Source organism: Aminobacter aganoensis (assembly GCF_014206975.1).
Lineage (GTDB): Bacteria > Pseudomonadota > Alphaproteobacteria > Rhizobiales > Rhizobiaceae > Aminobacter > Aminobacter aganoensis.
Window position 1 is genome coordinate 623,228 of sequence record NZ_JACHOU010000003.1, and the last position, 19,672, is coordinate 642,899.

Annotated in this window: 22 protein-coding genes; 13 read left to right on the plus strand and 9 right to left on the minus strand. The window is 64.7% G+C overall.

Going from position 1 to position 19,672, the window contains the following annotated elements:
- Positions 1–212 precede the first annotated feature (212 nt).
- The 3 genes from galE (at position 213) to GGR00_RS10670 (ending at position 4,440) form a co-directional block, all read left to right on the plus strand.
- Positions 213–1,208, plus strand: a complete 996-nt coding sequence (gene galE, locus GGR00_RS10660) for a UDP-glucose 4-epimerase GalE (protein WP_055971021.1) — start codon at positions 213–215, stop codon at positions 1,206–1,208.
- 145 nt (positions 1,209–1,353) lie between these two features.
- Positions 1,354–2,604 carry a D-amino acid dehydrogenase gene (locus GGR00_RS10665; RefSeq protein ID WP_184699417.1) on the plus strand — a complete coding sequence of 417 codons (1,251 nt, stop codon included), beginning with the start codon at positions 1,354–1,356 and terminating at the stop codon, positions 2,602–2,604.
- Between the two features lie 9 nt (positions 2,605–2,613).
- The gene (locus GGR00_RS10670) at positions 2,614–4,440 is read left to right on the plus strand and encodes an alanine racemase (RefSeq protein WP_184699418.1); all 1,827 of its coding nucleotides are present in this window, start codon (positions 2,614–2,616) and stop codon (positions 4,438–4,440) included.
- Positions 4,441–4,446: 6 nt separating this feature from the next.
- Here GGR00_RS10670 and GGR00_RS10675 read toward each other — a convergent pair whose 3' ends face one another.
- From GGR00_RS10675 to GGR00_RS10685, 3 genes are read right to left on the minus strand one after another with little or no spacing between them, the layout of a single operon-like run.
- Positions 4,447–5,100 (minus strand): amino acid ABC transporter permease, encoded by a 654-nt coding sequence (locus GGR00_RS10675; RefSeq protein WP_184699419.1) that lies wholly within the window; start codon positions 5,098–5,100, stop codon positions 4,447–4,449.
- Complete coding sequence (locus GGR00_RS10680) at positions 5,097–5,741, minus strand: ABC transporter permease subunit (RefSeq protein ID WP_184699420.1); 645 nt, start codon at positions 5,739–5,741, stop codon at positions 5,097–5,099. Before GGR00_RS10680 ends, GGR00_RS10675 begins: the two co-directional genes overlap by 4 nt.
- 27 nt (positions 5,742–5,768) lie before the next feature.
- Entirely contained in the window at positions 5,769–6,572 is an 804-nt protein-coding gene (locus GGR00_RS10685) for a substrate-binding periplasmic protein (protein ID WP_055971011.1), read from the minus strand.
- A gap of 154 nt (positions 6,573–6,726) precedes the next feature.
- On the opposite strand from GGR00_RS10685, the gene GGR00_RS10690 reads away from it, so the two are divergent.
- Positions 6,727–7,641 (plus strand): ABC transporter substrate-binding protein, encoded by a 915-nt coding sequence (locus tag GGR00_RS10690; RefSeq protein WP_184699421.1) that lies wholly within the window; start codon positions 6,727–6,729, stop codon positions 7,639–7,641.
- Here GGR00_RS10690 and tsaA read toward each other — a convergent pair.
- The 5 genes from tsaA to GGR00_RS10715 are packed head-to-tail and all read right to left on the minus strand — an operon-like array spanning position 7,638 to position 11,226.
- A complete protein-coding gene (tsaA, locus tag GGR00_RS10695; RefSeq protein WP_184699422.1) occupies positions 7,638–8,129 on the minus strand; it encodes a tRNA (N6-threonylcarbamoyladenosine(37)-N6)-methyltransferase TrmO in 492 nt (163 codons plus the stop codon). The genes GGR00_RS10690 and tsaA overlap by 4 nt on opposite strands.
- A 2-nt stretch (positions 8,130–8,131) precedes the next feature.
- Positions 8,132–8,338 (minus strand): TOBE domain-containing protein, encoded by a 207-nt coding sequence (locus GGR00_RS10700; RefSeq protein ID WP_184699423.1) that lies wholly within the window; start codon positions 8,336–8,338, stop codon positions 8,132–8,134.
- Entirely contained in the window at positions 8,335–9,123 is a 789-nt protein-coding gene (locus tag GGR00_RS10705) for an ABC transporter ATP-binding protein (RefSeq protein WP_184699424.1), read from the minus strand. Before GGR00_RS10705 ends, GGR00_RS10700 begins: the two co-directional genes overlap by 4 nt.
- Positions 9,120–10,151: a FecCD family ABC transporter permease gene (locus tag GGR00_RS10710; protein ID WP_184699425.1), complete on the minus strand. Its 1,032-nt coding sequence runs from the start codon at positions 10,149–10,151 to the stop codon at positions 9,120–9,122. Before GGR00_RS10710 ends, GGR00_RS10705 begins: the two co-directional genes overlap by 4 nt.
- Positions 10,152–10,173: 22 nt before the next feature.
- Complete coding sequence (locus tag GGR00_RS10715; protein ID WP_184699426.1) at positions 10,174–11,226, minus strand: iron ABC transporter substrate-binding protein; 1,053 nt, start codon at positions 11,224–11,226, stop codon at positions 10,174–10,176.
- Positions 11,227–11,455: 229 nt separating this feature from the next.
- Between GGR00_RS10715 and GGR00_RS10720 the strand changes: the two genes are divergently transcribed.
- Positions 11,456–11,905: a universal stress protein gene (locus GGR00_RS10720; RefSeq protein WP_184699427.1), complete on the plus strand. Its 450-nt coding sequence runs from the start codon at positions 11,456–11,458 to the stop codon at positions 11,903–11,905.
- A gap of 71 nt (positions 11,906–11,976) precedes the next feature.
- Here GGR00_RS10720 and GGR00_RS10725 read toward each other — a convergent pair whose 3' ends face one another.
- Positions 11,977–13,035 (minus strand): D-TA family PLP-dependent enzyme, encoded by a 1,059-nt coding sequence (locus GGR00_RS10725; RefSeq protein WP_184699428.1) that lies wholly within the window; start codon positions 13,033–13,035, stop codon positions 11,977–11,979.
- 157 nt (positions 13,036–13,192) lie between these two features.
- Between GGR00_RS10725 and GGR00_RS10730 the strand changes: the two genes are divergently transcribed.
- The 8 genes from GGR00_RS10730 (at position 13,193) to GGR00_RS10765 (ending at position 19,339) form a co-directional block, all read left to right on the plus strand.
- Complete coding sequence (locus GGR00_RS10730; protein ID WP_184699429.1) at positions 13,193–14,029, plus strand: transporter substrate-binding protein; 837 nt, start codon at positions 13,193–13,195, stop codon at positions 14,027–14,029.
- A 65-nt stretch (positions 14,030–14,094) separates the two neighbouring features.
- Positions 14,095–14,757: an amino acid ABC transporter permease gene (locus tag GGR00_RS10735; protein WP_184699430.1), complete on the plus strand. Its 663-nt coding sequence runs from the start codon at positions 14,095–14,097 to the stop codon at positions 14,755–14,757.
- Positions 14,758–14,762: 5 nt separating this feature from the next.
- Complete coding sequence (locus tag GGR00_RS10740; RefSeq protein WP_055971640.1) at positions 14,763–15,425, plus strand: amino acid ABC transporter permease; 663 nt, start codon at positions 14,763–14,765, stop codon at positions 15,423–15,425.
- Positions 15,426–15,435: 10 nt separating this feature from the next.
- On the plus strand, positions 15,436–16,206 hold the full coding sequence (locus GGR00_RS10745; protein ID WP_184699431.1) for an amino acid ABC transporter ATP-binding protein: 771 nt from the start codon (positions 15,436–15,438) through the stop codon (positions 16,204–16,206).
- A gap of 17 nt (positions 16,207–16,223) precedes the next feature.
- Entirely contained in the window at positions 16,224–16,607 is a 384-nt protein-coding gene (locus GGR00_RS10750) for a RidA family protein (RefSeq protein WP_055971638.1), read from the plus strand.
- Positions 16,608–16,650: 43 nt separating this feature from the next.
- Positions 16,651–17,472, plus strand: a complete 822-nt coding sequence (locus GGR00_RS10755; RefSeq protein ID WP_184699432.1) for an IclR family transcriptional regulator — start codon at positions 16,651–16,653, stop codon at positions 17,470–17,472.
- Positions 17,473–17,516: 44 nt separating this feature from the next.
- The gene (locus GGR00_RS10760) at positions 17,517–18,440 is read left to right on the plus strand and encodes a sugar kinase (RefSeq protein ID WP_184699433.1); all 924 of its coding nucleotides are present in this window, start codon (positions 17,517–17,519) and stop codon (positions 18,438–18,440) included.
- Positions 18,441–18,643: 203 nt separating this feature from the next.
- Positions 18,644–19,339, plus strand: coding sequence for a helix-turn-helix domain-containing protein (locus GGR00_RS10765; protein ID WP_184699434.1), 696 nt, complete (start codon positions 18,644–18,646; stop codon positions 19,337–19,339).
- Positions 19,340–19,672: the final 333 nt, after the last annotated feature.

Genomic DNA, 19,672 nt, shown 5'->3' on the forward strand with positions numbered 1-19,672 from the left:
TGAGCATAATCAACGGCTGCTTCGGCGTCCATCGACCGTTTTTGGTCAAAATGCCACGCCCTCGACACCCTCAAACGACCACAGAACGCGGAAAAGTCCCTTGATGTGGATCAAATAGCGCTGCGACGGAATGGCCGGTCACGCTGCACCTCGCCTTGTGGCGTTGTTTTGCGCTAGACAGGTGAGGCGGCAAATGGCGGGGAGAGTTGAGAATGGCGGTTCTTGTAACGGGTGGTGCGGGCTACATCGGCAGCCACATGGTGTGGGAGCTGCTCGACGCGGGCGAGCAGGTGGTCGTGCTCGACAGGCTGTCGACAGGCTTCGAATGGGCGGTGGCGCCGGAAGCGACGCTGGTCAGGGGCGACGTCGCCGACAAGGAATTGCTCGGCCAGTTGATCCGCAAGCACGGCATCGACGCCATCATTCATTTCGCCGGCTCCATCGTCGTGCCGGAGTCGGTCGCCGACCCTCTCGGCTACTATGAGAACAACACCTGCAAGACCCGCAGCCTGATCGAGACGGCGGTGCGCGAGGGGGTGAAGCATTTCATCTTTTCCTCGACCGCCGCGGTCTACGGCGCCGCCGGCATGGAACCGGTGGTCGAGGACGCCCGGCTCGCACCGGAATCGCCCTATGGCCTGTCCAAGCTGATGAGCGAATGGATGCTGCGCGACGCCGCTGCCGCGCACCCGCTGCGCTATACGGCGCTGCGCTACTTCAACGTCGCCGGCGCCGATCCCAAGGGCCGCACCGGCCAGTCGACCAAGGGCGCCACCCACCTGATCAAGGTCGCCTGCGAGACCGCGCTCGGCAAGCGCGCCTCGATGCAGGTCTTCGGCGAAGATTATGCGACACCTGACGGCACCTGCGTGCGCGACTACATCCATGTTTCCGACCTTGCCGCCGCGCATCGCCTGGCGCTCGCCCGCCTGCGCGCCGGTGGCGGCAATCTCGTCGCCAATTGCGGCTACGGCCACGGCTATTCGGTGCTCGAGGTCATCGACAGCGTGCGCCGCGTCCATGGCGCGGATTTCGCGGTGCAGATGGGGCCGCGCCGCCCCGGAGATGCCGCCTCGGTGGTTGCCAATTCCGACCTGGCGCGCGGCGAACTCGGCTGGAGCCCGCAGCGCGACGATCTCGATGCGATCGTCCGCGATGCGCTCGAATGGGAGCGGCAGCTGTCGCGCAAAAACTCCGCCGGAGCCTGATCAATCCCCAAGTAGCCCCAAGTGGTGGATTTCGGCGCCGCTCTCTCGAAATTCGCCGCGACAGGCGCTAAAAGGTGGCCAGGAGGAGCCAGGCTCCCGACGGTAAAGGGTTCCCGACAGAGCCTGATGTCGACCAGGGTGCGACATGAAGATCCTCGTTCTCGGGGCGGGCGTGGTGGGAACTGCGGCCGCCTTCTATCTGTCCTGCGATGGCCATGACGTCACCGTCGTCGAGCGCCATTCGGCTGCGGCGCGCGGCACCAGCTACTCCAATGCCGGCCTCGTTTCTCCCGGTGACGCAACCGCCTGGGCCTCGCCCGCGGCGCTGAAGATGTTCATCAAGTCGCTCTACACGCCCGATCTCGGCATCAAGGTCAGGCTCGGGCTCGATCCGTATCTCTATGCCTGGAGCTTCCGCTTCCTGTTCCAGTGCACCAATGCACGGGTGCGCGAGAACACCAAGGCCAAGCTCAGGCTGGCGCTTTATTCCAGGCTCTGCATCAACGAGATCTCGGCCGAGACCGGCATAGGCTACGACGCGCGTTCGCGCGGCATCATGTATTTCTTCCGTTCGCAGGAAAGCCTCGATCACGGCGCCGCGATGTACGGCTTCCTCTCCGAGCATGGGCTCGACATCGAAATCGTCGACCGCAACCGAATGGCCGACCTCGAACCCGGGCTTGCCGCCGCCAGGAACAACATCGCCGGCGCCGTCTATTCGCCGATGGACCAGACCGGCGATTCCCGCATGTTCGCCGAGGCGCTCGCCGCCCATGCCGAGCAGAAGCTGGGCGCAAAGTTCATGTTCGACACCACGGTCGAGGACCTGGTTATCGAAGGCGGCCGCGTCACCGGCGTGAAGACCTCGGCCGGGCGGCTCGATGCCGACGCCGTGGTCATCGCCATGGGACCGGAGAGCGGCCTGCTCGGCCGGCGCAACGGCATCGACCTGCCAGTCTATCCAGTCAAGGGTTATACCGCGACGGTCGCCATGGACGACCCGTCGAAAGGCCCGACCATGGGCGGCGTCGACGAAGACCGCATGGTCGCCTATTCGCGCCTCGGCGACCGTCTGCGTCTGGCCTCGACGGCCGAGTTCACGGGCTTCGACCGCAGCCACAAGCCGTCGGATTTCAAGCGTCTGTTCGAGACCGGCCAGGAGCTGTTCCCGGGCGCCTTCGACCCGGCCAAGGCCGAGGTCTGGTCCGGCCTGCGGCCCATGATGCCGGGCTCGGTGCCGGTCATCGGTCCCGCCCGCTACAAGGGGCTCTATCTCGACACCGGCCACGGCCATGTCGGCTGGACGATGGCCTGCGGTTCCGGCAAGTTCCTCGCCGACCTCGTTGCCGGCCGCAAGCCGGAAATCGATCCGCAAGGGCTGGTCTACAAGGGCTAGGGTGCTGCCATGTCGGGACCGCAAGTCGCCATTGATCTCGGTCGTATCGAGCGCAACGCCCGCGCCGTCGTGGAGCGCAGCGCGCAATCCGGCATCAAGGTGTTCGGCGTCACCAAGGGCAGCTGCGGCATGCCGCAGGTGGCACGCGCCATGCTGCGCGGCGGTGTGTCGGGGCTCGCCGAATCGCGTTTCGAGAACATCCGCCGGCTGCGCGAAAGCGGCATCGGCTGCCCGATCATGCTGCTGCGCAGCCCGCCGATCTCGCGTGTCGAGGAGGTGGTGCGCACCGTCGACATCAGCCTGCAGTCGGAGCTGGAGATCATCCGCGAGATCTCGCGCATCGCCCAGCGCGTCGGCCGCGTCCACGACATCATGCTGATGGTCGATCTCGGCGACCTGCGCGAAGGCATCTGGCCGAACGACCTTTTGCCGACAGTCGAGCGCGTGCTCGAATTGCCCGGCGTGCGCATCGCCGGCCTGGGCACCAACCTGACCTGCTTCGGCGCCATCATGCCGAGCGAGGAGAACCTGAGCCAACTCGTCGCCCATGCCTACAAGGTCGAGCGGCTGGCCGGCATCAGCCTCGATTGGGTGTCGGGCGGCAACTCGTCGTCGTTGCCGCTCCTGCTCGAAGGCAGGATGCCTGTCGGCATCAACAACCTGCGCATCGGCGAGGCGATCCTGCAGGGAGGTTACGAGACCTTCCGCGACGAACCGTGGCGGGAGCTGGAGTTCAATGCTTTCAGGCTCACCGGTGACCTGATCGAGGTCAAGGTCAAGCCGTCCCTGCCGATCGGCGAATCCGGCTACGACGCCTTCGGCAACCAGCCGGTCTTCGTCGACGAGGGCGATAGGCTGCGCGGAATCGCCAATATCGGCCGCGAGGACACGATGATCGAGGGGCTGGTGCCGATCCATCCCGGCGTGCGCGTGCTTGGCGCCTCGAGCGACCATCTGGTGCTCGACATCACCGACGCCGAGCCGCAGCTCTCCGTCGGCGACCGCGTCAGCTTCCACATGAACTACGGTGCGTTGCTGACCGCGATGACCTCGGAATATGTCGAGAAGGCACCGATGCACGACATCGCCGATTTCACCGGCCGGCGCATGGTCTCGTTCATTGCCGAAGGTGCGGCCGGGCCGGTGCTGGCCAGGCACTCGGCCGGGGCACGGCTCGAGCAGATGCAATTCGATGTCGTCGAGATCGCCGACGCCAAGCACCCGCCGGCGGGTCTCGTCAGGCTGCACGCCGGCGCCGACAGGCATATGGTGTCGAGGGCGCTGGAGGCTGCCGCCGAGGCGACGCATTCCCTGGGGCTGATCTGGATCGATTCCATCGCGGCCCTGATGCCCGAAGGTGAAGAAGGTGACGAAGCGCCGGAAAGCTCGGTGCTGGCCCGCGCGCTCGGCCTCGATCACAAGCCCGGGGCGCTGCAGCCGCAGCTTTCACCGGAGAATGTCGTGCTCGTCGGCCTGCGCGAGGCCGACCCCGCCGAGGTGCGCATCCTCAAGGATTCGCGGGTGACGGCCTTCACCATGGCCGAGATCGACGGCTCGGGCATGCGCGAGGTGATGCGCGAGGCGATCCGCATCGCCTCCGCCGGGACGACCGGTTTCCACGTCAGCTATTCGCCGTCGGCAACCGAAATCGCCGGATGGAGCGGCGGATCGGGCGGCATGACCGTGCGCGAGACGCACCAGGCGATGGAGGCGATAGCGCTCTCCCGTGGCATGCTGTCGATGGATGTGTCGGGCCTCGGCCCGGATGTCGAGCCGCGTGTCGCCGCCGAAGCGGTCAACTTCGTGATGTCCGCCTTCGGCAAGCGCATTCTCTGAACCGCTCTAGCGCCGGCTCAGGCGCTGGCGGGATTCGTAGAGATATTGCAAGGCGAGGATCACCGCTGCGATCAGCAGGTAGAACACCGACACCACCAGCAGCACCTCGATCGCCTTGTAGGTCTCCGAGATGATGACTGTCGATGCCGCCGTCAGCTCGTCGATGGCGACGAGGCTGGCGAGCGAGCTGCCCTTGACCATCTGGATGGCGTTGGAAAACAGCGACGGCGCGGCCAACCTGTAGGCCTGCGGGATCATCACCTTCCAGTAGGTGGCGACCGGCCTGAGGCCGAGCGCCTTGGCGGCGTCGAATTGGCCGTTGGGGATGCTTTCGAAACCGGAGCGCAGGAATTCGAGATTGTAGGCTGTCGAGGCGAAGATCAGGCCGATCAGCGCAGACGGCACTGGCTCGAGATAGATGCCGAGGCGGGGCAGGCCGTAATAGAGCGCAAACAGCAGTGCGAGCACGGGCGCTGCGCGGGCAAAGAAGCTGTAGCCGATGATGGCGCGGCGAAACACGCCATTCGGCCGTTGCATGTAGATGGCCAGCGGCAGCGCAAGCACGTTCGACACGATGATGACGATCACCGAGATGAGCAGCGTCATCACCAGCCCGTCGAGCAACATCTGCTGGTAGGCAGGATCGAAAAGGACGTTCATCGCGCCATCGCCTGTTTCGGCTTGCGCTCGTTGAAGACGAGCAGTGGCGTGACGATCAGGATGTAGAGGCCGACGGCGAGCGTCAGGAAGGTGAAAGGCGCGTTGGTGGCGGCGATGCCCTGCTTGGTGACGTAGAGGATTTCGCTGACCGACACGGCGGAAGCGATCGACATGCGCTTGACCGTGCCGATGGCGTAGGTGATCCAGCCCTTGCGCGCCAGGGGCAGCACCTGCGGCACCAGCACGCGCAGGAACACGATCCGTTTCGGCAGGCCGAGCGCAAGGCCGGCTTCATATTGGCCGAAGGCGATCGCCTTCAGCGCGCCCTTGAACACCTGGTAGTCGAAGGCGATGCCGACCAGCGTGAAGGCGATGATGGTCGAGCCGATGGGTCCGAAATCGATGCCGACCTGCGGCCCGCCGAAGAAGAACAGGAACAGCACGACGAGTTCCGGCACCGAGCGGAAGAAGGCGCTGAACGCCTCGATGCCGCCCCGGAGCCAGGACTTTTCGCGGCCGTAATGGATGAGCGACAGCAGCAGGCCAAGGACTGCCGACAGGGTGAAGACCACCGCCGACAGCCCAATCGTAAGGGCCGCAGCAACCAACAGCCGCGGCAGCCAGGCAAATGCGATTTCCATGTCCGGCCGCCCCTCCAGGAACGCTGGTTATTGCGCCTTCGACCAGTCGATCGACGCGCCGAACCACTTGTCGGCCAGGCCCTTCAGCGTGCCGTCCTTGCGCCAGGTCTCGAACTGGGCGTCGATGGCGTCGGCCAGCGGCTTGTTCTTGTTGCTGACGGCGACGCTCTGGGTGACGGTCGAGAGCAGGTCGTCGAGGGTAACGGTGCCGGTCAGCTTGCCCGACTTGGCGAGATATTTCGGCCCGAGGAAGTCGTGCGCGGCGAAGTCGATGCGGCGGTTCTCCAGGTCGAGGAACAGTTCCGTCGCACCGGGATATTCGCGGCTCTTGGTGACGCAGTCGGCCGGCAGCTTTTCCTTGGCGACCTTCTGGAAGGCACCGCCGCGCACTGCACCCATGGTCTTGCCGCAGACATCCTTCCAACTGGCGATGTCGGCGTCGGCCTCGCGGCGCGTGACGGCAGCGCCATTGACGATATAGGGCGACAGCAGGAAGAAGTCCTTCGACGCCAGGCGCTCCGGCGTGCGGGTGACGCCCGAGGCGATCAGGTCGAAGCGGCCTGCGGTGAGGCCCGGCAAAAGGCCGGCGAAGTCGAGCTTCTCGAATTTGGCGGTGAGGCCGAGCTGCTTGGCGACGAGGTTGACGACGTCGATGTCGAAGCCTTCGAGCTCGCCCGCGGCGTTGGTCATGCTGAAGGGCGGGGCCGAACCGGACGTGCCGACCGTGATGGTGTCGGCTGTCACGAGGGCGGCCTTGTAGTCCTGCGCGCTTGCCGCGCTCACGCCGAAGACCGCAATGAGGCCCAGCAGGGCTGTCCGCACAATTCCCATGATCACTCCTTGAATGGGCTGCTTGAAAACTGAATGTTTGGGTTATATCGCAAATTGCTAAAGCCACCAAGGACGGCAACCGCTTTGGATACAATAGTTTCTGGAGAAAATGATTCTCAAGAACGGCCGTTCCGAAAGTTCGAGGTTTTGTGGAATGGAACTGAGGTTCAAGCTTAACTACCTGTTTCAAGGGCAGAATTCGCCGTTCCTGCACGCCGTTGACGCCGGCTACTTCGGCGATCACGGCCTCTCCTGCACCTTCGTCGAGGGCTTCAGCTCGTCGCTGGTGACGCGCGCCTTGGCGGGCAGTGAGGCAGATATTGGATTCGGTGATGTATCCTCGGTGTTCGAGCGCGCGCTGCGCGCCGGCGAGACCGAGATTTCCTGTCTTGTGCCGATCTACGAGCACACGCCCTGCTGTCTCGGCTACATCTCCGACGGCAAGTGCCTGACGCTGGCCGATGTCCCGGGCAGCACCTTGTGCGGCCCGAATGGCGACACCTCGGCGCGGCTGCTGCCGCTGCTGCTCAAGCGCAACGGCTTTGCCCCCGACAGCTACACCTATCTCGGCGTCCAGCCCGAGGAGCGCGACCGGCTGGTGGCGTCACGTTCGGTGCTTGCCGCGACCTGTTTCGACGCGACGCTGAAGTTTGCCATGCAGATGCGCGGCTACGACGCCAGCGCGCTCGACTTCCTCTACTTCGCCGACAACGGGCTCGACACTTATTCGGGCGCGCTGGTGGCGCTGAATTCGGTGCTGGAGCAGGAGCCGAACCTCGCCGGCAAGCTCCAGACGATCACGCGCCAGGCCTGGCGCGATTGCCTCGCCAATCCGCAACTCGGCGTCGAGGCTGTGATCCGGCGTTCGCCCGACATGGACCCCGACATCGTGCGCAACCAACTGAGCTGGATCTTGCAACGCCAGGTGTTCCCGACTGGCGATCGGCCAATGACGTTCGAGCTCGACGGCACCAAGATGGCCGACACGCTCGAATGCGCCACCTACACCGTCGGCACCGAAGCCAAGCGCAGCGCAGACGGGCTGGCGGCCGAGATCTGCCGGAACTAGCCCGTCTGGAAATCGCCTGGCTGCGGCGGGGCAATCGGCGTGAACAGGCTGCGATCGGGCTTGATGTCGATCAGCGGCGTGCCGTCGAGGCAGTCCATGCCGCGAACCGAGAGAACGTTGCCCTCGGCGCCGACCAACTCGACGATCTGGGTGCCGATCGGATTGGGGCGGACGGGCGAGCGCAGCGAGAAGGTGCCGCGCGCGGTGCCGTCATTGGCGGGGCTCTGCTGCACCAGGTCGCGCCGCGACAGATGCAGCCAGTACAGCACTTCGAGCCGGGCAAACTGTGTGATGCCTTCGAGCGCCGCCACCCATGGCTCGAAAATCTCGATGTGACAGACCGGGCCGTCGGCGCGGCCCTGGCGCGGGGTCAAAAGGCGCGAGTCCCACGGCGTGCGGATTCGGCCGATGAAATAGACCCCGGCGTCGTGCTGGGTCGGTAGCGCGACGGCGCTTTCGCCGTCGCGGATCTCGTTTTCTCGGACCACGCTCAGTCGACCCCGACCATGACGTCGGATGCCTTGATGATCGCATGGGCGTTCTTGCCCACGGCGAGCTTCAGTTCGTCGACCGCCTCATTGGTGATCGAGGCGGTGATGACCGCGCCGCCGATGTCGATGCGGACATGCGAGGTGGTCGCGCCCTTGGTCACCTCGACGATCTTTCCCTTGATCTGGTTGCGGGCACTAAGCTTCATGGTGCGTTCCTTTCGTTGAGGGTTGGCGTGCAGACATGGCGTCCGGCCTGGTCGAGATAGGCCACTGCAACCTCGACGCCATAGAGGGCTTGCAGCGATTGCGGCGTCAGCACGTCGGCCGGTCTGCCGATCGCGACGAGCGCGCCGGCCTGCATCAGCGCGACGCGGCTGGCGCAGGCGAAGGCGTGGCTGGGGTCGTGGGTGGAGATGACCACGGCCATGCCGGAGGCGGCGAAGCTGGAGATGCGGCTCAGCACGCGCGCCTGGTTGCCGAAATCGAGACTGGCCGTCGGCTCGTCCATGACGATCAATTCGGGCTCCTGGGCGAGCGCACGCGCAATCAGCGTCATCTGCTTCTCGCCGCCGGAGATGTCGGTGAAGGGGCGGGTGGCGAGATGGCCGATGCCGAGTGCGGCGAGCGCTTCCTGCGTGATCGCCCGGTCGGCCATCGTCGGCGAGGCGAAGGTGTCGATACGGCTGGCGCGGCCCATCAGGACCACGTCGAACACCGAAAACGGGAAATAGGCGCCTGTCGCTTGTGGCACATAGGCTACGTGGCGCGCGAACTGTGACCGGGAGAAGTCCGCGATGTCCTTGCCGTTGAGCTCCAGACGTCCGCCCTGGCGCGGCAACAGGCCGAGCAGGGTCTTGAACAGGGTGGTCTTGCCGCAGCCATTGGGGCCGAGCAGGCACAGCACCTCGCCACGATCGACCGACAGGGTGACGCCCTGGCCGACTTTGATGCGGCCATAGCCGAATGCGAGATCGGTTGCCTGAAGCATCATTGCCAGCCTCGCCGGGTCGTCAGGAGCAGATAGAGGAAGAACGGTGCGCCGAGGGCGGCGGTCAGGATGCCGAGCGGCACCTCGATGGCGGCGATGCTGCGGGCAAGGGTGTCGACGCCGACCATATAGGCGGCGCCGATCAGCATCGAGGCGGGCAGCAGGCGCGAGAAATCGGGGCCGACGAACATGCGCGCGACATGGGGCACGAGCAGGCCGATCCAGCCGACGATGCCCGAGATCGATACTGCGGCGGCGGTCATCAGCGTGGCGGCTGCGACGATGACGACGCGGATGCCACGGGTCTCGACGCCGAGCGCGCGCGCTTCCTCGTCGTCGAGCGTCATCAGGTTCATGCGCCAGCGCAGCAGCACCATGGGCACCAGCGCTACGATCACGGCCGGAAGGATCGACCAAAGGTCGGCGCGGTTGATGCTGGCGAGGCTGCCGAGCAGCCAGAAGGTGATGGCCGGCAACTGGTTGTAGGGGTCGGCGAGCACCTTGAGCAGCGACACGCAGGCGCCGAGCAGGGCGCCGATGGCAACGCCCGCCAGCACCAGCACGAGAATCGGGTCGCGCTCGCGAACGATCGACCCGATGGCATAGACGAGTGCTACCGCCGCCAGCCCGCCGGCGAAGGCGAGACCCTGGATGGCGAGCACCGACAGCGACAGGAAGATGCCGACGACGGCGCCGAAGCTGGCACCGGCCGAGACGCCGAGGATGTCGGGCGAGACAAGCGGATTGCGGAACAGGCCCTGATAGACCGCGCCTGCCGTCGCCAGCGAGGCACCGACCAGGATGCCGGCGCCGACGCGCGGCAGGCGCACGTTCCAGATCACGGTCTCGATTGTCGGGGCGATGCCGCTTGCGCTGCCCGTGATCCTGGCTGCGATCACGGCGAGGATATCAGACGGCGTCACCGGATATTTGCCGGTCAGGATCGCCAGGAGGATGGCGGCGACGAGCAGCACCGCCAGCACACCGAGGGCGATCGGCCCGGCGCGCTGGGCAAGATGGTGACGCTGCAAGCGATCGGCCTCCGCCCGAAGCTCAGGGCTTCGGGCCGGTGTCGGCAAGCAGCTTGGCGAGTTGTTCGTCGGTGAGATCGACATGATAGAACAGCTTGTAGAAGTCGCGGGTCTCGGCCTTCAGGTCGATCTCGGCCTTGCCGGGGTAGAGTGCCGAGGTGAGCCAGGAAACGCCGATGGCGCGGTTGACGCCGGGAGGCGCGTCGAACCAGCCGAAGGGCAAAGCGGGCGCGCGGAAAACACGACCATCCTTCACCGCCTTGATGCCGGCCCATGACGGGTCGGACAGAACCGACTTCTGGAACTTCGGGCTGAGCGTCAGGATGACGTCGGGGTTCCACGACAGGATCTGTTCGAGCGAGACATTGGCGAGCGAGCCCTTGCCGGCGGCGTCCGCAACGTTGCTGGCGCCGACGGCGGACAGCACCTCCATGTTGATCGAACCGGCGAGCCCAGTCTCAAGCCCCTCGGGGCCACGGCCGTAATAGACGCGTGGACGCTGGTCGGCCGGCACTTCCGACACGACCTTGTCGAGCCGCTGCATCGCGGCCTCGGTGTATGCGGCGAGCTTTTCCGCCTGTTCCTTTTCACCCAGCAGTTCGCCGATCTCGCGCAGAGATTTCGGCGTGTTGGCGAAGGTGCCGTCGATCAGCACGTAAGGGACGCCGGTCTGCTCCTGCACCTTGTCGGCGAGCGAGGCATAGGTCGGGTTCACCGTGCCGACATCGAGGATGATGTCGGGCTTCATCGCCAGCACGGCTTCCATGTTGGCGGTGTCGCCCTTGCCGGTCAGGCGGCCGTGGACGGGCAGGTCGCGATAGGGGGCTGCGATGAATGCCTTCTCGTCATCCTTGAACTCGCGCACCCAGCCGACCATGCGCTCGGGCGCGACTGAATAGAGCAGCACCGAGGCGGGCGGGCCGGCAGCCATGACGCGGCTGATCTTCTCAGGCAGCGCCACCTTGCGGCCGGCGGCGTCGGTGAAGATGCGCTCTTCGGCAGAGGCGAATGAGGCGCAGCCGACAAGGGCGGTGGCAGCGGCCAGGAGTGAAATCAAAAGGTTACGGCGTTTCATGCTGTCGGTCTCAGCTGTGGTCACGGTCTCTGGATATATTCATGTAAATATAGCGTTCGGGCGCATTGTTATGTTCGTTGGAATATAACGGTCAAGGGCTTTGTGCATGCGCCATGCGCTGTGCCAGTCGATCTCCGGGCCTTTGCCTTGACCCCGGCGCGTCGGTCGGAAAGGCTGGTGCGAAGAGTCGGTCGAGCCCCAGATGCAGTCGGGCCAAGGAGAGATTTCCATGTACACCCACATCCTCATCGCCACCGATGGCTCGGAACTGGCGCAGAAGGGGCTCGACCACGGCCTGAGCCTGGCCAAGGGCATCGGTGCGAAGGTGACGATCATGAATGTCACCGAGCCGGCGCCGATCTTCGCCTCCGCAGGCATGTACGGCCCGGTGGCGACCGCCGAGGACATCGTGTCCTACCAGAAGGCCGGCGAGGAATATGGCGCCAAGGTCCTGAAGGCCGCCAGGGCCGATGCCGAGAAGCTGGGCGTCAACGCCGAGACGATACGTGTCGAGGAGATGTGGGCGGCCGAGGCGATCAACCAGATTGCCCACGATCGTGGCTGCGACCTGATCGTCATGGCCTCGCACGGCCGCCGCGGCATCGGACGCCTGATCCTCGGCAGCCAGACGATCGAAGTGCTGACCAACAGCAAGGTGCCGGTGCTGGTCGTTCGCTGACCCACTTGGCCTGAAACGGAAAGGCCTCCCGGCGCGATGACCGGGAGGCCTTTTTCACGGGGTGGCGCGGATCAGATGATCTTGCCGCGCGCCGGCACTGGCCAGAGCTCCGGTGCCTTGTCCTTGCTGTAGACGTACACGCCGTCGACCATGTTGGTGACGACGCAGGCGTGGTTGGGCACGACGCGAACACGCTGGCCGACAGTGAGGCCGATGTCGCCTTCGCTGCGCAGGCGGCCGTGTTCTTCCGACAACTGGTCGATGGAGATGTCGGGATAGCCGAGCACATGGCCGTGCCCGGTGAGGCCGAGCAGGTCGGAGGTCAGCGCCTTTGAGCCGGCATCGATGATGGCGCGGTTGGGCGCGGGCACCGAGACGACGGTGGCGAGCACCGTCAGCGCGCAATCGTCCCAGCCACAGACGCCGCGCGTCACCAGCGAGCGATCGTTGTAGACATAGGTGCCGGGGCGGAACTCGGTCGTCGCGGGCACGAGATGGGCCAGCATCATGTCTGGCGAACCGCCCGAGGTGATGGTGGGAACCGCGATCCCCTTGGCCTCGATCAGCGCCTTGGCCTCGGTCATGAAGGCCTGCACTCTGGCGGCGCCGCCGACGGGCGGATAGGTCATCAGCCCGGCGAAGGTGAGGCGCGGGGCGGCGTCGATGCGGGCCGCCAGTTCGGCCGCTTCCTGCGGGGAGCCGACGCCGCAGCGGTCGGCGCCGGTGTTGCATTCGACGAACACATTCAGCGTGGCACCGGCCGATGCGAAGGCGCCAGCCAGCCCGTCGACGACGGTCGCATTGTCGGCGACCACGGCGAGCCTGACCTTGCGGGCGAGCGCCACGAGCGCATGCAGCTTGTCGTCACCCAGTATGTTGTAGGTGATCAGCACATCGTTGAGCCGGTCGCTGCCGGCGACCATGGCCTCGGCTTCCGAAATCTTCTGGCAGGTGATGCCGACTGCGCCGGCGTCGAGCTGCATCTCGGCAATCGCCGGCAGCTTGTGCGTCTTGATGTGCGGGCGGATTTTCAGCCCGTGGCTGTCGGCATAGGCCTGGAAGCGCTCGATGTTGCGCTTCGCCACATCGATATCCACCAAAACGGCGGGTGTCTGGATCTCGTCGAACATGTCTTGCACAGCCTCCACGTCACAAGCGCCGGGGACCTTGCCTCCGAAGCGCTTGACAAACAATGCCGCGTACCGCTTTATACGTCAATCCATTATTCAGGACACATGTACACAATAATGGACATTTAGAGACATTCTTTCCGGGAGGATTGGTGAGATGAGAGCTTATCTCTTGGCGGCAGCAGCCGTCGCCGCGCTGATGACCGCAATGCCTGCAGGCGCGCAGGAAAAAAGCAGGCTCGATGAGGTTCTGGCGCGTGGCCACCTGGTCATGGGCACCGGCAGCACCAATGCGCCGTGGCACTTCAAGAGCGTCGACGACAAGCTCCAGGGCTTCGACGTCGACATGGGCCGCATCGTCGCCAAGGCGCTGTTCGGCGATCCGGACAAGATCGAATACGTCAACCAGTCGTCGGATGCGCGCATCCCCAACATCACCACCGACAAGGTCGACCTGACCTGCCAGTTCATGACGGTGACTGGCGAGCGTGCCCAGCAGATTGCCTTCACCATTCCTTACTACCGCGAAGGCGTGGGCCTGATGCTCAAGGCCGACAGCAAGCATGCCGACTTTGCAGCGCTGAAGGCTGCCGGCTCGGGCGTGACGGTGTCGGTGCTGCAGAACGTCTATGCCGAGGCCATGGTGCATGCGGCACTGCCCGAGGCCAAGGTCGACCAGTACGAATCCGTCGACCTGATCTACCAGGCGCTGGAATCGGGCCGTTCGGATGCGGTTGCCACCGACCAGTCCTCGCTTGCCTGGTACATGAAGCAGAACCCCGATCGCTACAAGGACGCCGGCTATGGCTGGAACCCGCAGACCTATGCCTGCGGCGTCAAGCGCGGCGACCAGGACTGGCTGAACTTCGTCAACACCGCGCTGCACGAGGCAATGACCGGCGTCGAGTTCGACTTCTACGCCAATTCCTACAAGACCTGGTTCGGCAAGGAGATTGCTCCGCCGCAGATCGGCTTCCCGGTCGAGTACAAGTAAGCTCGATGATGGCGCGGCCTTATTGCCGGCCGCGCCACTCCCTTTGATCGGAACCTTACGGCACCATGGGTTACACCCTCAATTTCTCGGCGGTCTGGCGCAGCTTCGACCAGCTGCTCATGGGCCTGGCGCTCAGCCTGGGGCTCGCCTTCGTGGCGATCACCATCGGCTGCGTGCTCGGCCTGGTCACCGCCTTCGGCCTGTTGTCGAAGCGTGGCATGCTGCGCCATCCCGCGCGCATCTACGTCACCATCATCCGCAACACGCCGATCCTCGTGCTGGTGCTGTTCACCTTTTTCGCCTTGCCCCAGCTCGGCATCCGTCTGGGCAAGATCGAGAGCTTCGTCGCGACGCTCGCGCTCTATTCGGGGGCCTATCTTGCCGAGGTCTTCCGCGGCGGCCTGCTCGCCGTGCCCAACGGCTTGAAGGAAGCCGGGCTGGCCATCGGCCTGACGCAGTCGCAGATCCGCAATTCCATCGTCATGCCGCTGATGCTGCGCAACGTGCTGCCGTCGTTGTCGAGCACGCTGATCTCGCTGTTCAAGGACACATCGCTGGCTGCGGCCATCGCCGTGCCGGAACTGACCTTCGAAGCGCGCAAGATCAACGTCGAGACCTTCCGCGTCATCGAAACGTGGATCGTCGCCAGCTGTCTCTATGTCGCCACCTGCTCGGTGCTCGCAGCCCTGCTGCGCCGGCTCGAGCGGCGCATGTCCATTCCCCGGTGATCGCCATGGAACTCGTGACATTCTTCGAAACGCTGTGGCTGGCCCGCATCCCGATCCTCAAGGGCATCGGCGTCACCGTCTCCATCTCGGTCCTGGCGATCCTCGTCGGCACGGTCCTCGGCATCGGCGTCGGCCTCGCGTTGACCTATGGCGCCAGGCCGCTGCGCTGGCTGGTGCGCGGCTACACCGATTTCATCCGCGGCACGCCTGTACTGGTGCTGGTTCTGGCGAGCTACTACGTGCTCGGCACGGTCGGCATCGACCTCGGACCGTTCCAGGCCGGCGTTCTCGCGCTTGCCGTGTTCTGCTCGTCGCATGTCGGCGAGATCGTGCGCGGCGCGCTGCAGTCGATCCCCAAGGGCCAGACCGAGGCTGCCAAGGCAATCGGCCTGACCTTCCCGCAGACCTTCGCCTATGTGCTCGGCCCGCAGGCGCTGCGCCAGGTGCTGCCGGCCTGGGTCAACACCGCAGCCGAGATGGTCAAGGCCTCGACGCTGCTGTCGATCATCGGCGTCGCCGAGCTTCTGCTTCGGACGCAGGAACTGATCTCGCGCACTTTCATGAGCCTCGAATTCTATTTCTTCGCGGGCTTCCTCTATTTCGCCGTCAACTACGGCATCGAGCGTTTCGGCCGCTACGTCGAACGCAAAACCTCCATTCCATCTTGAGGCCGCCCCTATGACCGGCAACCTTCTCGAAATCCGCGACCTGCACAAGCGCTACGGCGATGTCGAAGTGCTCAAGGGCGTCGACTGCACGATGGCCCAGGGCGATGTCATCTCGATCATCGGCTCGTCCGGCTCCGGCAAGACGACGATGCTCCGCTGCATCAACATGCTGGAGGAGTTTCAGGGCGGTTCGATCCGCATCGACGGCGAAGAGATCGGCTATGAAACGACAGGCGGCACGCGCCGCCGCAAGAAGGAAAAGGAAATCGCCCGCCAGCGCGCGATGACCGGCATGGCCTTCCAGCAGTTCAACCTCTTCCCGCACATGAGCGCTGCGGAGAACGTCATGCTTGGCCTGGTCAAGGTCAAGGGAATGCGCCGCGACGAGGCGCGCAGCGTTGCCGAGAAGTGGCTCGACCGCGTCGGCCTTGCCGAGCGCCGCGACCGTTTCCCGGGCCAGCTATCCGGCGGCCAGCAGCAGCGCGTGGCCATTGCCCGTGCGATTGCCATGAACCCCAAGCTGATGCTGTTCGACGAGGTCACCTCGGCGCTCGATCCGGAGCTGGTCAACGAGGTGCTGCAGGTCATCAAGGATCTCGCCCGCGACGGCATGAGCATGCTGCTCGTCACCCACGAGATGCGTTTTGCCTACGAAGTCTCCTCGCGCGTCATCTTCATGAACCAGGGCCGCATCGGCGAAGAGGGCAACCCGCGCGAGATGTTCCTGAAGCCGCAGACCGAGCGGCTGGCGGAGTTCCTCAAGACCTCAACCTTCAACTGAGCATTCGGAGAATGAACATGACGATCAAGCGCTACGGCACCGGCCAGACCGGGGCAGGCAAGCAGGCGCTGCCCTTCGCCCGTGCCGTCGAGGCCAATGGCTGGCTCTACGTGTCCGGCCAGGTCGCCATGGAAAATGGCGAGATCGTCGGTGGCGGCGTCATCGCCGAGACCCGCAAGACCATGGAAAACCTGATCGCCATCCTCGAAGAAGCCGGCTATGGCCTGGAGCACGTCGTGCGCGTCGGCGTCTGGCTCGACGACCCCCGCGACTTCTGGTCGTTCAACGGCGTCTATGCCGAGTATTTCGGCGCCAACCCGCCGGCCCGCGCTTGCGTCCAGTCGAGTATGATGGTCGATTGCAAGGTCGAAATCGACTGCGTCGCCTACAAGGCGCCGTGACTTCACGAGGTTTTTGCTCGGCGTTGAGCCGGGGAGGCGGCACATGGACGACGTTACGGACGACATGACCAACAGGCGGGCGCGCGGCCTCGACCGCGCCTTCGAGATCCTGAATTTCCTGCGTCTCAAGCGCACGCCGCTGCGTCCAAACGAGATCGCGTCTGGCATCGGAGCGCCGCGCTCCTCGGTCTATGAACTGGTCAACCTGCTGATGCGCCAGGGCGTTCTGGAATACCGCGGCGAGGACGGCCGGGTCTTCCTCGGCCGCAAGCTCTATTTTCTCGGCATGGCCTATGCCGAGCAGTTCGACCTGATGCGCGACTGCGACAAGCTTCTGACCCACATCGCCGAGGAGACGCGCGAAACCGCGCAGATGTGCCTGCTCGAAGGCAACAAGTACACCGTCGCCCAGATGAAGGAGGGCTCGCGGCCCTTCCGCATCTCGTCCAATGTCGGCGACCCGGTGGCGATCCCGTGGACGGCGTCCGGCCGCCTGCTGGTTGCGCATATGAGCGACCAGGAGATCCTCGACTTCATCCCGAAGGACGATTTTCGCCTGCCCAGCGGCCAGTGGCTCGACCCGGCCGTCTTCATCGCCGAGGTGCGCGAGGCTTCCCGCGTCGGCTACTACACCTTCGACAGCGCCGTCGAGACGTTCACCCACTGCTTCGCCGTGCCGGTCTATCAGGCAGATCGCGTCTGCGTGGCGACGCTGTGCCTGGTGGCACCGCGCGAGGACGGGCTGAAGAACCACGCCAGCTATCTCAAGAGCCTGCAGGACGCGGCAGTTGACCTGTCGAGCCGTCTCGGGCACACGGCTGACGAGGATGGCCATGGCACCGTCCGTGCCGCGGGCCGGGGTTGACGCACCCGACCCTGACCTGAACTCATCCTGGATAGGCTCACCGCATGTCGCAGCGCGCTCTCTTGATCGGGGAATGCATGGTCGAACTCAGGCAGGCCGAGGGCGGTCTGCTGCGCAAGGGGTTTGCCGGCGACACCTTCAACACCGCCTATTACATGCGCGCCTTCCTGCCTGGCGAGCGGCCGGTCGACTATTTCACCGCCGTCGGCACCGATACGATCTCGGATGAGCTTTTGGCCTTCGTCGAGGGCACAGGGGTCGGCACCGGCTTCGTCAGGCGCGTGCCCGAGCGCTCGCCCGGCCTCTACATGATCCATCTCAAGGACGGCGAGCGCAGCTTCTCCTACTGGCGCTCGGCATCGGCCGCGCGCCTGCTCGCCGACGATCCTGCTGCCCTGCGCGCGGCGATCGAAGCTTCGGACGTGATCTTGTTCTCCGGCATCACGCTGGCGATCCTGTCGCCCGGTGCCGTCGAAACGCTGCTGTCGGAGATCGGCCGCGCCAAGGCCGGCGGCAAGCTGGTTGCCTTCGACCCCAACATCCGCCCGCGGCTGTGGGATGACGCCGAGACCATGCGCCGGACGATTTCGGCGGGTGCGGCCGCTGCCACCATCGTCATGCCGAGCTTCGAGGACGAGGCGACGCATTTCGGCGACGCCTCGATCACCGCGACCATCGCCCGCTATCGTACGCTCGGTGCCGAGAACCTTGTGGTCAAGGACGGTGCCGAAGGCATCACCCTGGACTTCGGCGGGGCGCAATCCTTCGTCGCCGCCGCACGCGCGCAAAAGGTCGTCGACACCACGGGCGCCGGCGACAGCTTCAACGGCGCCTTCCTGGCGAAATATCTCGAAACCGGCGATCCCCGCCTTGCCGCCGAATTTGCCGCAAGGGTCGCCGCGACCGTCATCGCCCATCACGGCGCCTTGCTGCCGCCCGCCGAGTTTCAGGCATTGATGCGCGGCTGAGCCGCAACGCCAAAAAAATCGCCATTCCGCACGTTCGGTGCCTTTCCTGCTGCATTTCCCGTCGGAAATTCAGCAGATTGCAGGCAATTGTCGTCATTTCGGTCAGCGGCACTTGATCTCGTTGGAAAATAATTTTACCACTAGTGAAAAGCTGATTTCAAGAGTTGCCATGGCAGGGGATTTTTAGGGTGAAAGAAGACCGCATGTCAGCCGTCGCTGTCGCCGAGGGCAAGAACATTTCGGCTGCGGTCTCCGCGAAGGCGCGCCCGACGCCACTGCTTCAGGATCCGCACGCGGTCCGCGATACCCCGGAGAAGGTTCTGGAGGTGGCCCTCGGCCACGAGGTTCGTGCCTTCCGCAAGAAGCTCGGCATCACCGTTGCCGACCTCGCTGCGATGACCAACATTTCGCTCGGCATGCTGTCGAAGATCGAGAACGGCATCACCTCGCCGTCGCTGACCACCTTGCAGTCGCTGTCGCGCGCTCTCGGTGTGCCGCTGACCGCCTTCTTTCGCCGCTTCGAGGAGGAACGCAACGCCGTCTTCGTCAAGGCCAACGAAGGGGTCGACGTCGAACGCCGCGGCACCCGCGCCGGCCACCAGTACAATCTCCTGGGCCACATCGGCTCCAATACCGCGGGCGTCGTCGTCGAGCCCTATCTGATCACCTTGTCGGAAGATTCCGATGTGTTTCCGATGTTCCAGCATGAGGGCATGGAGTTCCTCTACATGCTGGAAGGCGAGGTCGTTTACCGCCACGGCAACAACCTTTACCGCATGACGCCGGGCGACAGCCTGTTTTTCGATGCAGATGCGCCGCATGGCCCGGAAGAACTGACCACATTGCCGATCCGCTATCTCTCGATCATCTCCTACCCGCAGGGCAGCAGCAGCGAATAGCCTCGGTCTTCGACCCCTGCCTGGCGTCTATTCCCCGGGGCAGATGTCCTGACAGGGGAGAGGTCGTGCGGACTTCGGCTCGTGCGTCTGCTGCACCAGTCTCCTTCTGGCCCTTGCCGAAAGTGAACGGTCATGGATCGGCGGAGCGTCTGTCCGCAAGGCGGGCCAAGCACAGCAACATCCCTTCATGACAAAAACGCCGCGCATCCCTGGGACACGCGGCGCTTGGCATTTCAAGCTAGAGCCCTTCATGTTTTAACGGAAGCGTATCCGGCGTTTTCGAAGTAGTTCCTGCATTCGGCTGCCTCGATGGTTTCGACGAGGTGGCCGATG

Excerpts from the sequence above, each read along its gene's own strand:
- GGR00_RS10760 (WP_184699433.1), top strand. The coding sequence starts at position 17,517 with ATGTCGCAGCGCGCTCTCTTGATCGGGGAATGCATGGTCGAACTCAGG.
- galE (WP_055971021.1), top strand. The coding sequence starts at position 213 with ATGGCGGTTCTTGTAACGGGTGGTGCGGGCTACATCGGCAGCCACATG.
- GGR00_RS10720 (WP_184699427.1), top strand. The coding sequence starts at position 11,456 with ATGTACACCCACATCCTCATCGCCACCGATGGCTCGGAACTGGCGCAG.
- GGR00_RS10740 (WP_055971640.1), top strand. The coding sequence starts at position 14,763 with ATGGAACTCGTGACATTCTTCGAAACGCTGTGGCTGGCCCGCATCCCG.
- GGR00_RS10750 (WP_055971638.1), top strand. The coding sequence starts at position 16,224 with ATGACGATCAAGCGCTACGGCACCGGCCAGACCGGGGCAGGCAAGCAG.
- GGR00_RS10670 (WP_184699418.1), top strand. The coding sequence starts at position 2,614 with ATGTCGGGACCGCAAGTCGCCATTGATCTCGGTCGTATCGAGCGCAAC.
- GGR00_RS10705 (WP_184699424.1), bottom strand. The coding sequence starts at position 9,123 with ATGATGCTTCAGGCAACCGATCTCGCATTCGGCTATGGCCGCATCAAA.
- GGR00_RS10730 (WP_184699429.1), top strand. The coding sequence starts at position 13,193 with ATGAGAGCTTATCTCTTGGCGGCAGCAGCCGTCGCCGCGCTGATGACC.
- GGR00_RS10665 (WP_184699417.1), top strand. The coding sequence starts at position 1,354 with ATGAAGATCCTCGTTCTCGGGGCGGGCGTGGTGGGAACTGCGGCCGCC.
- GGR00_RS10690 (WP_184699421.1), top strand. The coding sequence starts at position 6,727 with ATGGAACTGAGGTTCAAGCTTAACTACCTGTTTCAAGGGCAGAATTCG.
- GGR00_RS10765 (WP_184699434.1), top strand. The coding sequence starts at position 18,644 with ATGTCAGCCGTCGCTGTCGCCGAGGGCAAGAACATTTCGGCTGCGGTC.
- GGR00_RS10675 (WP_184699419.1), bottom strand. The coding sequence starts at position 5,100 with ATGAACGTCCTTTTCGATCCTGCCTACCAGCAGATGTTGCTCGACGGG.
- GGR00_RS10725 (WP_184699428.1), bottom strand. The coding sequence starts at position 13,035 with ATGTTCGACGAGATCCAGACACCCGCCGTTTTGGTGGATATCGATGTG.
- GGR00_RS10745 (WP_184699431.1), top strand. The coding sequence starts at position 15,436 with ATGACCGGCAACCTTCTCGAAATCCGCGACCTGCACAAGCGCTACGGC.
- GGR00_RS10735 (WP_184699430.1), top strand. The coding sequence starts at position 14,095 with ATGGGTTACACCCTCAATTTCTCGGCGGTCTGGCGCAGCTTCGACCAG.
- GGR00_RS10715 (WP_184699426.1), bottom strand. The coding sequence starts at position 11,226 with ATGAAACGCCGTAACCTTTTGATTTCACTCCTGGCCGCTGCCACCGCC.
- GGR00_RS10700 (WP_184699423.1), bottom strand. The coding sequence starts at position 8,338 with ATGAAGCTTAGTGCCCGCAACCAGATCAAGGGAAAGATCGTCGAGGTG.
- GGR00_RS10680 (WP_184699420.1), bottom strand. The coding sequence starts at position 5,741 with ATGGAAATCGCATTTGCCTGGCTGCCGCGGCTGTTGGTTGCTGCGGCC.
- GGR00_RS10755 (WP_184699432.1), top strand. The coding sequence starts at position 16,651 with ATGGACGACGTTACGGACGACATGACCAACAGGCGGGCGCGCGGCCTC.
- GGR00_RS10685 (WP_055971011.1), bottom strand. The coding sequence starts at position 6,572 with ATGGGAATTGTGCGGACAGCCCTGCTGGGCCTCATTGCGGTCTTCGGC.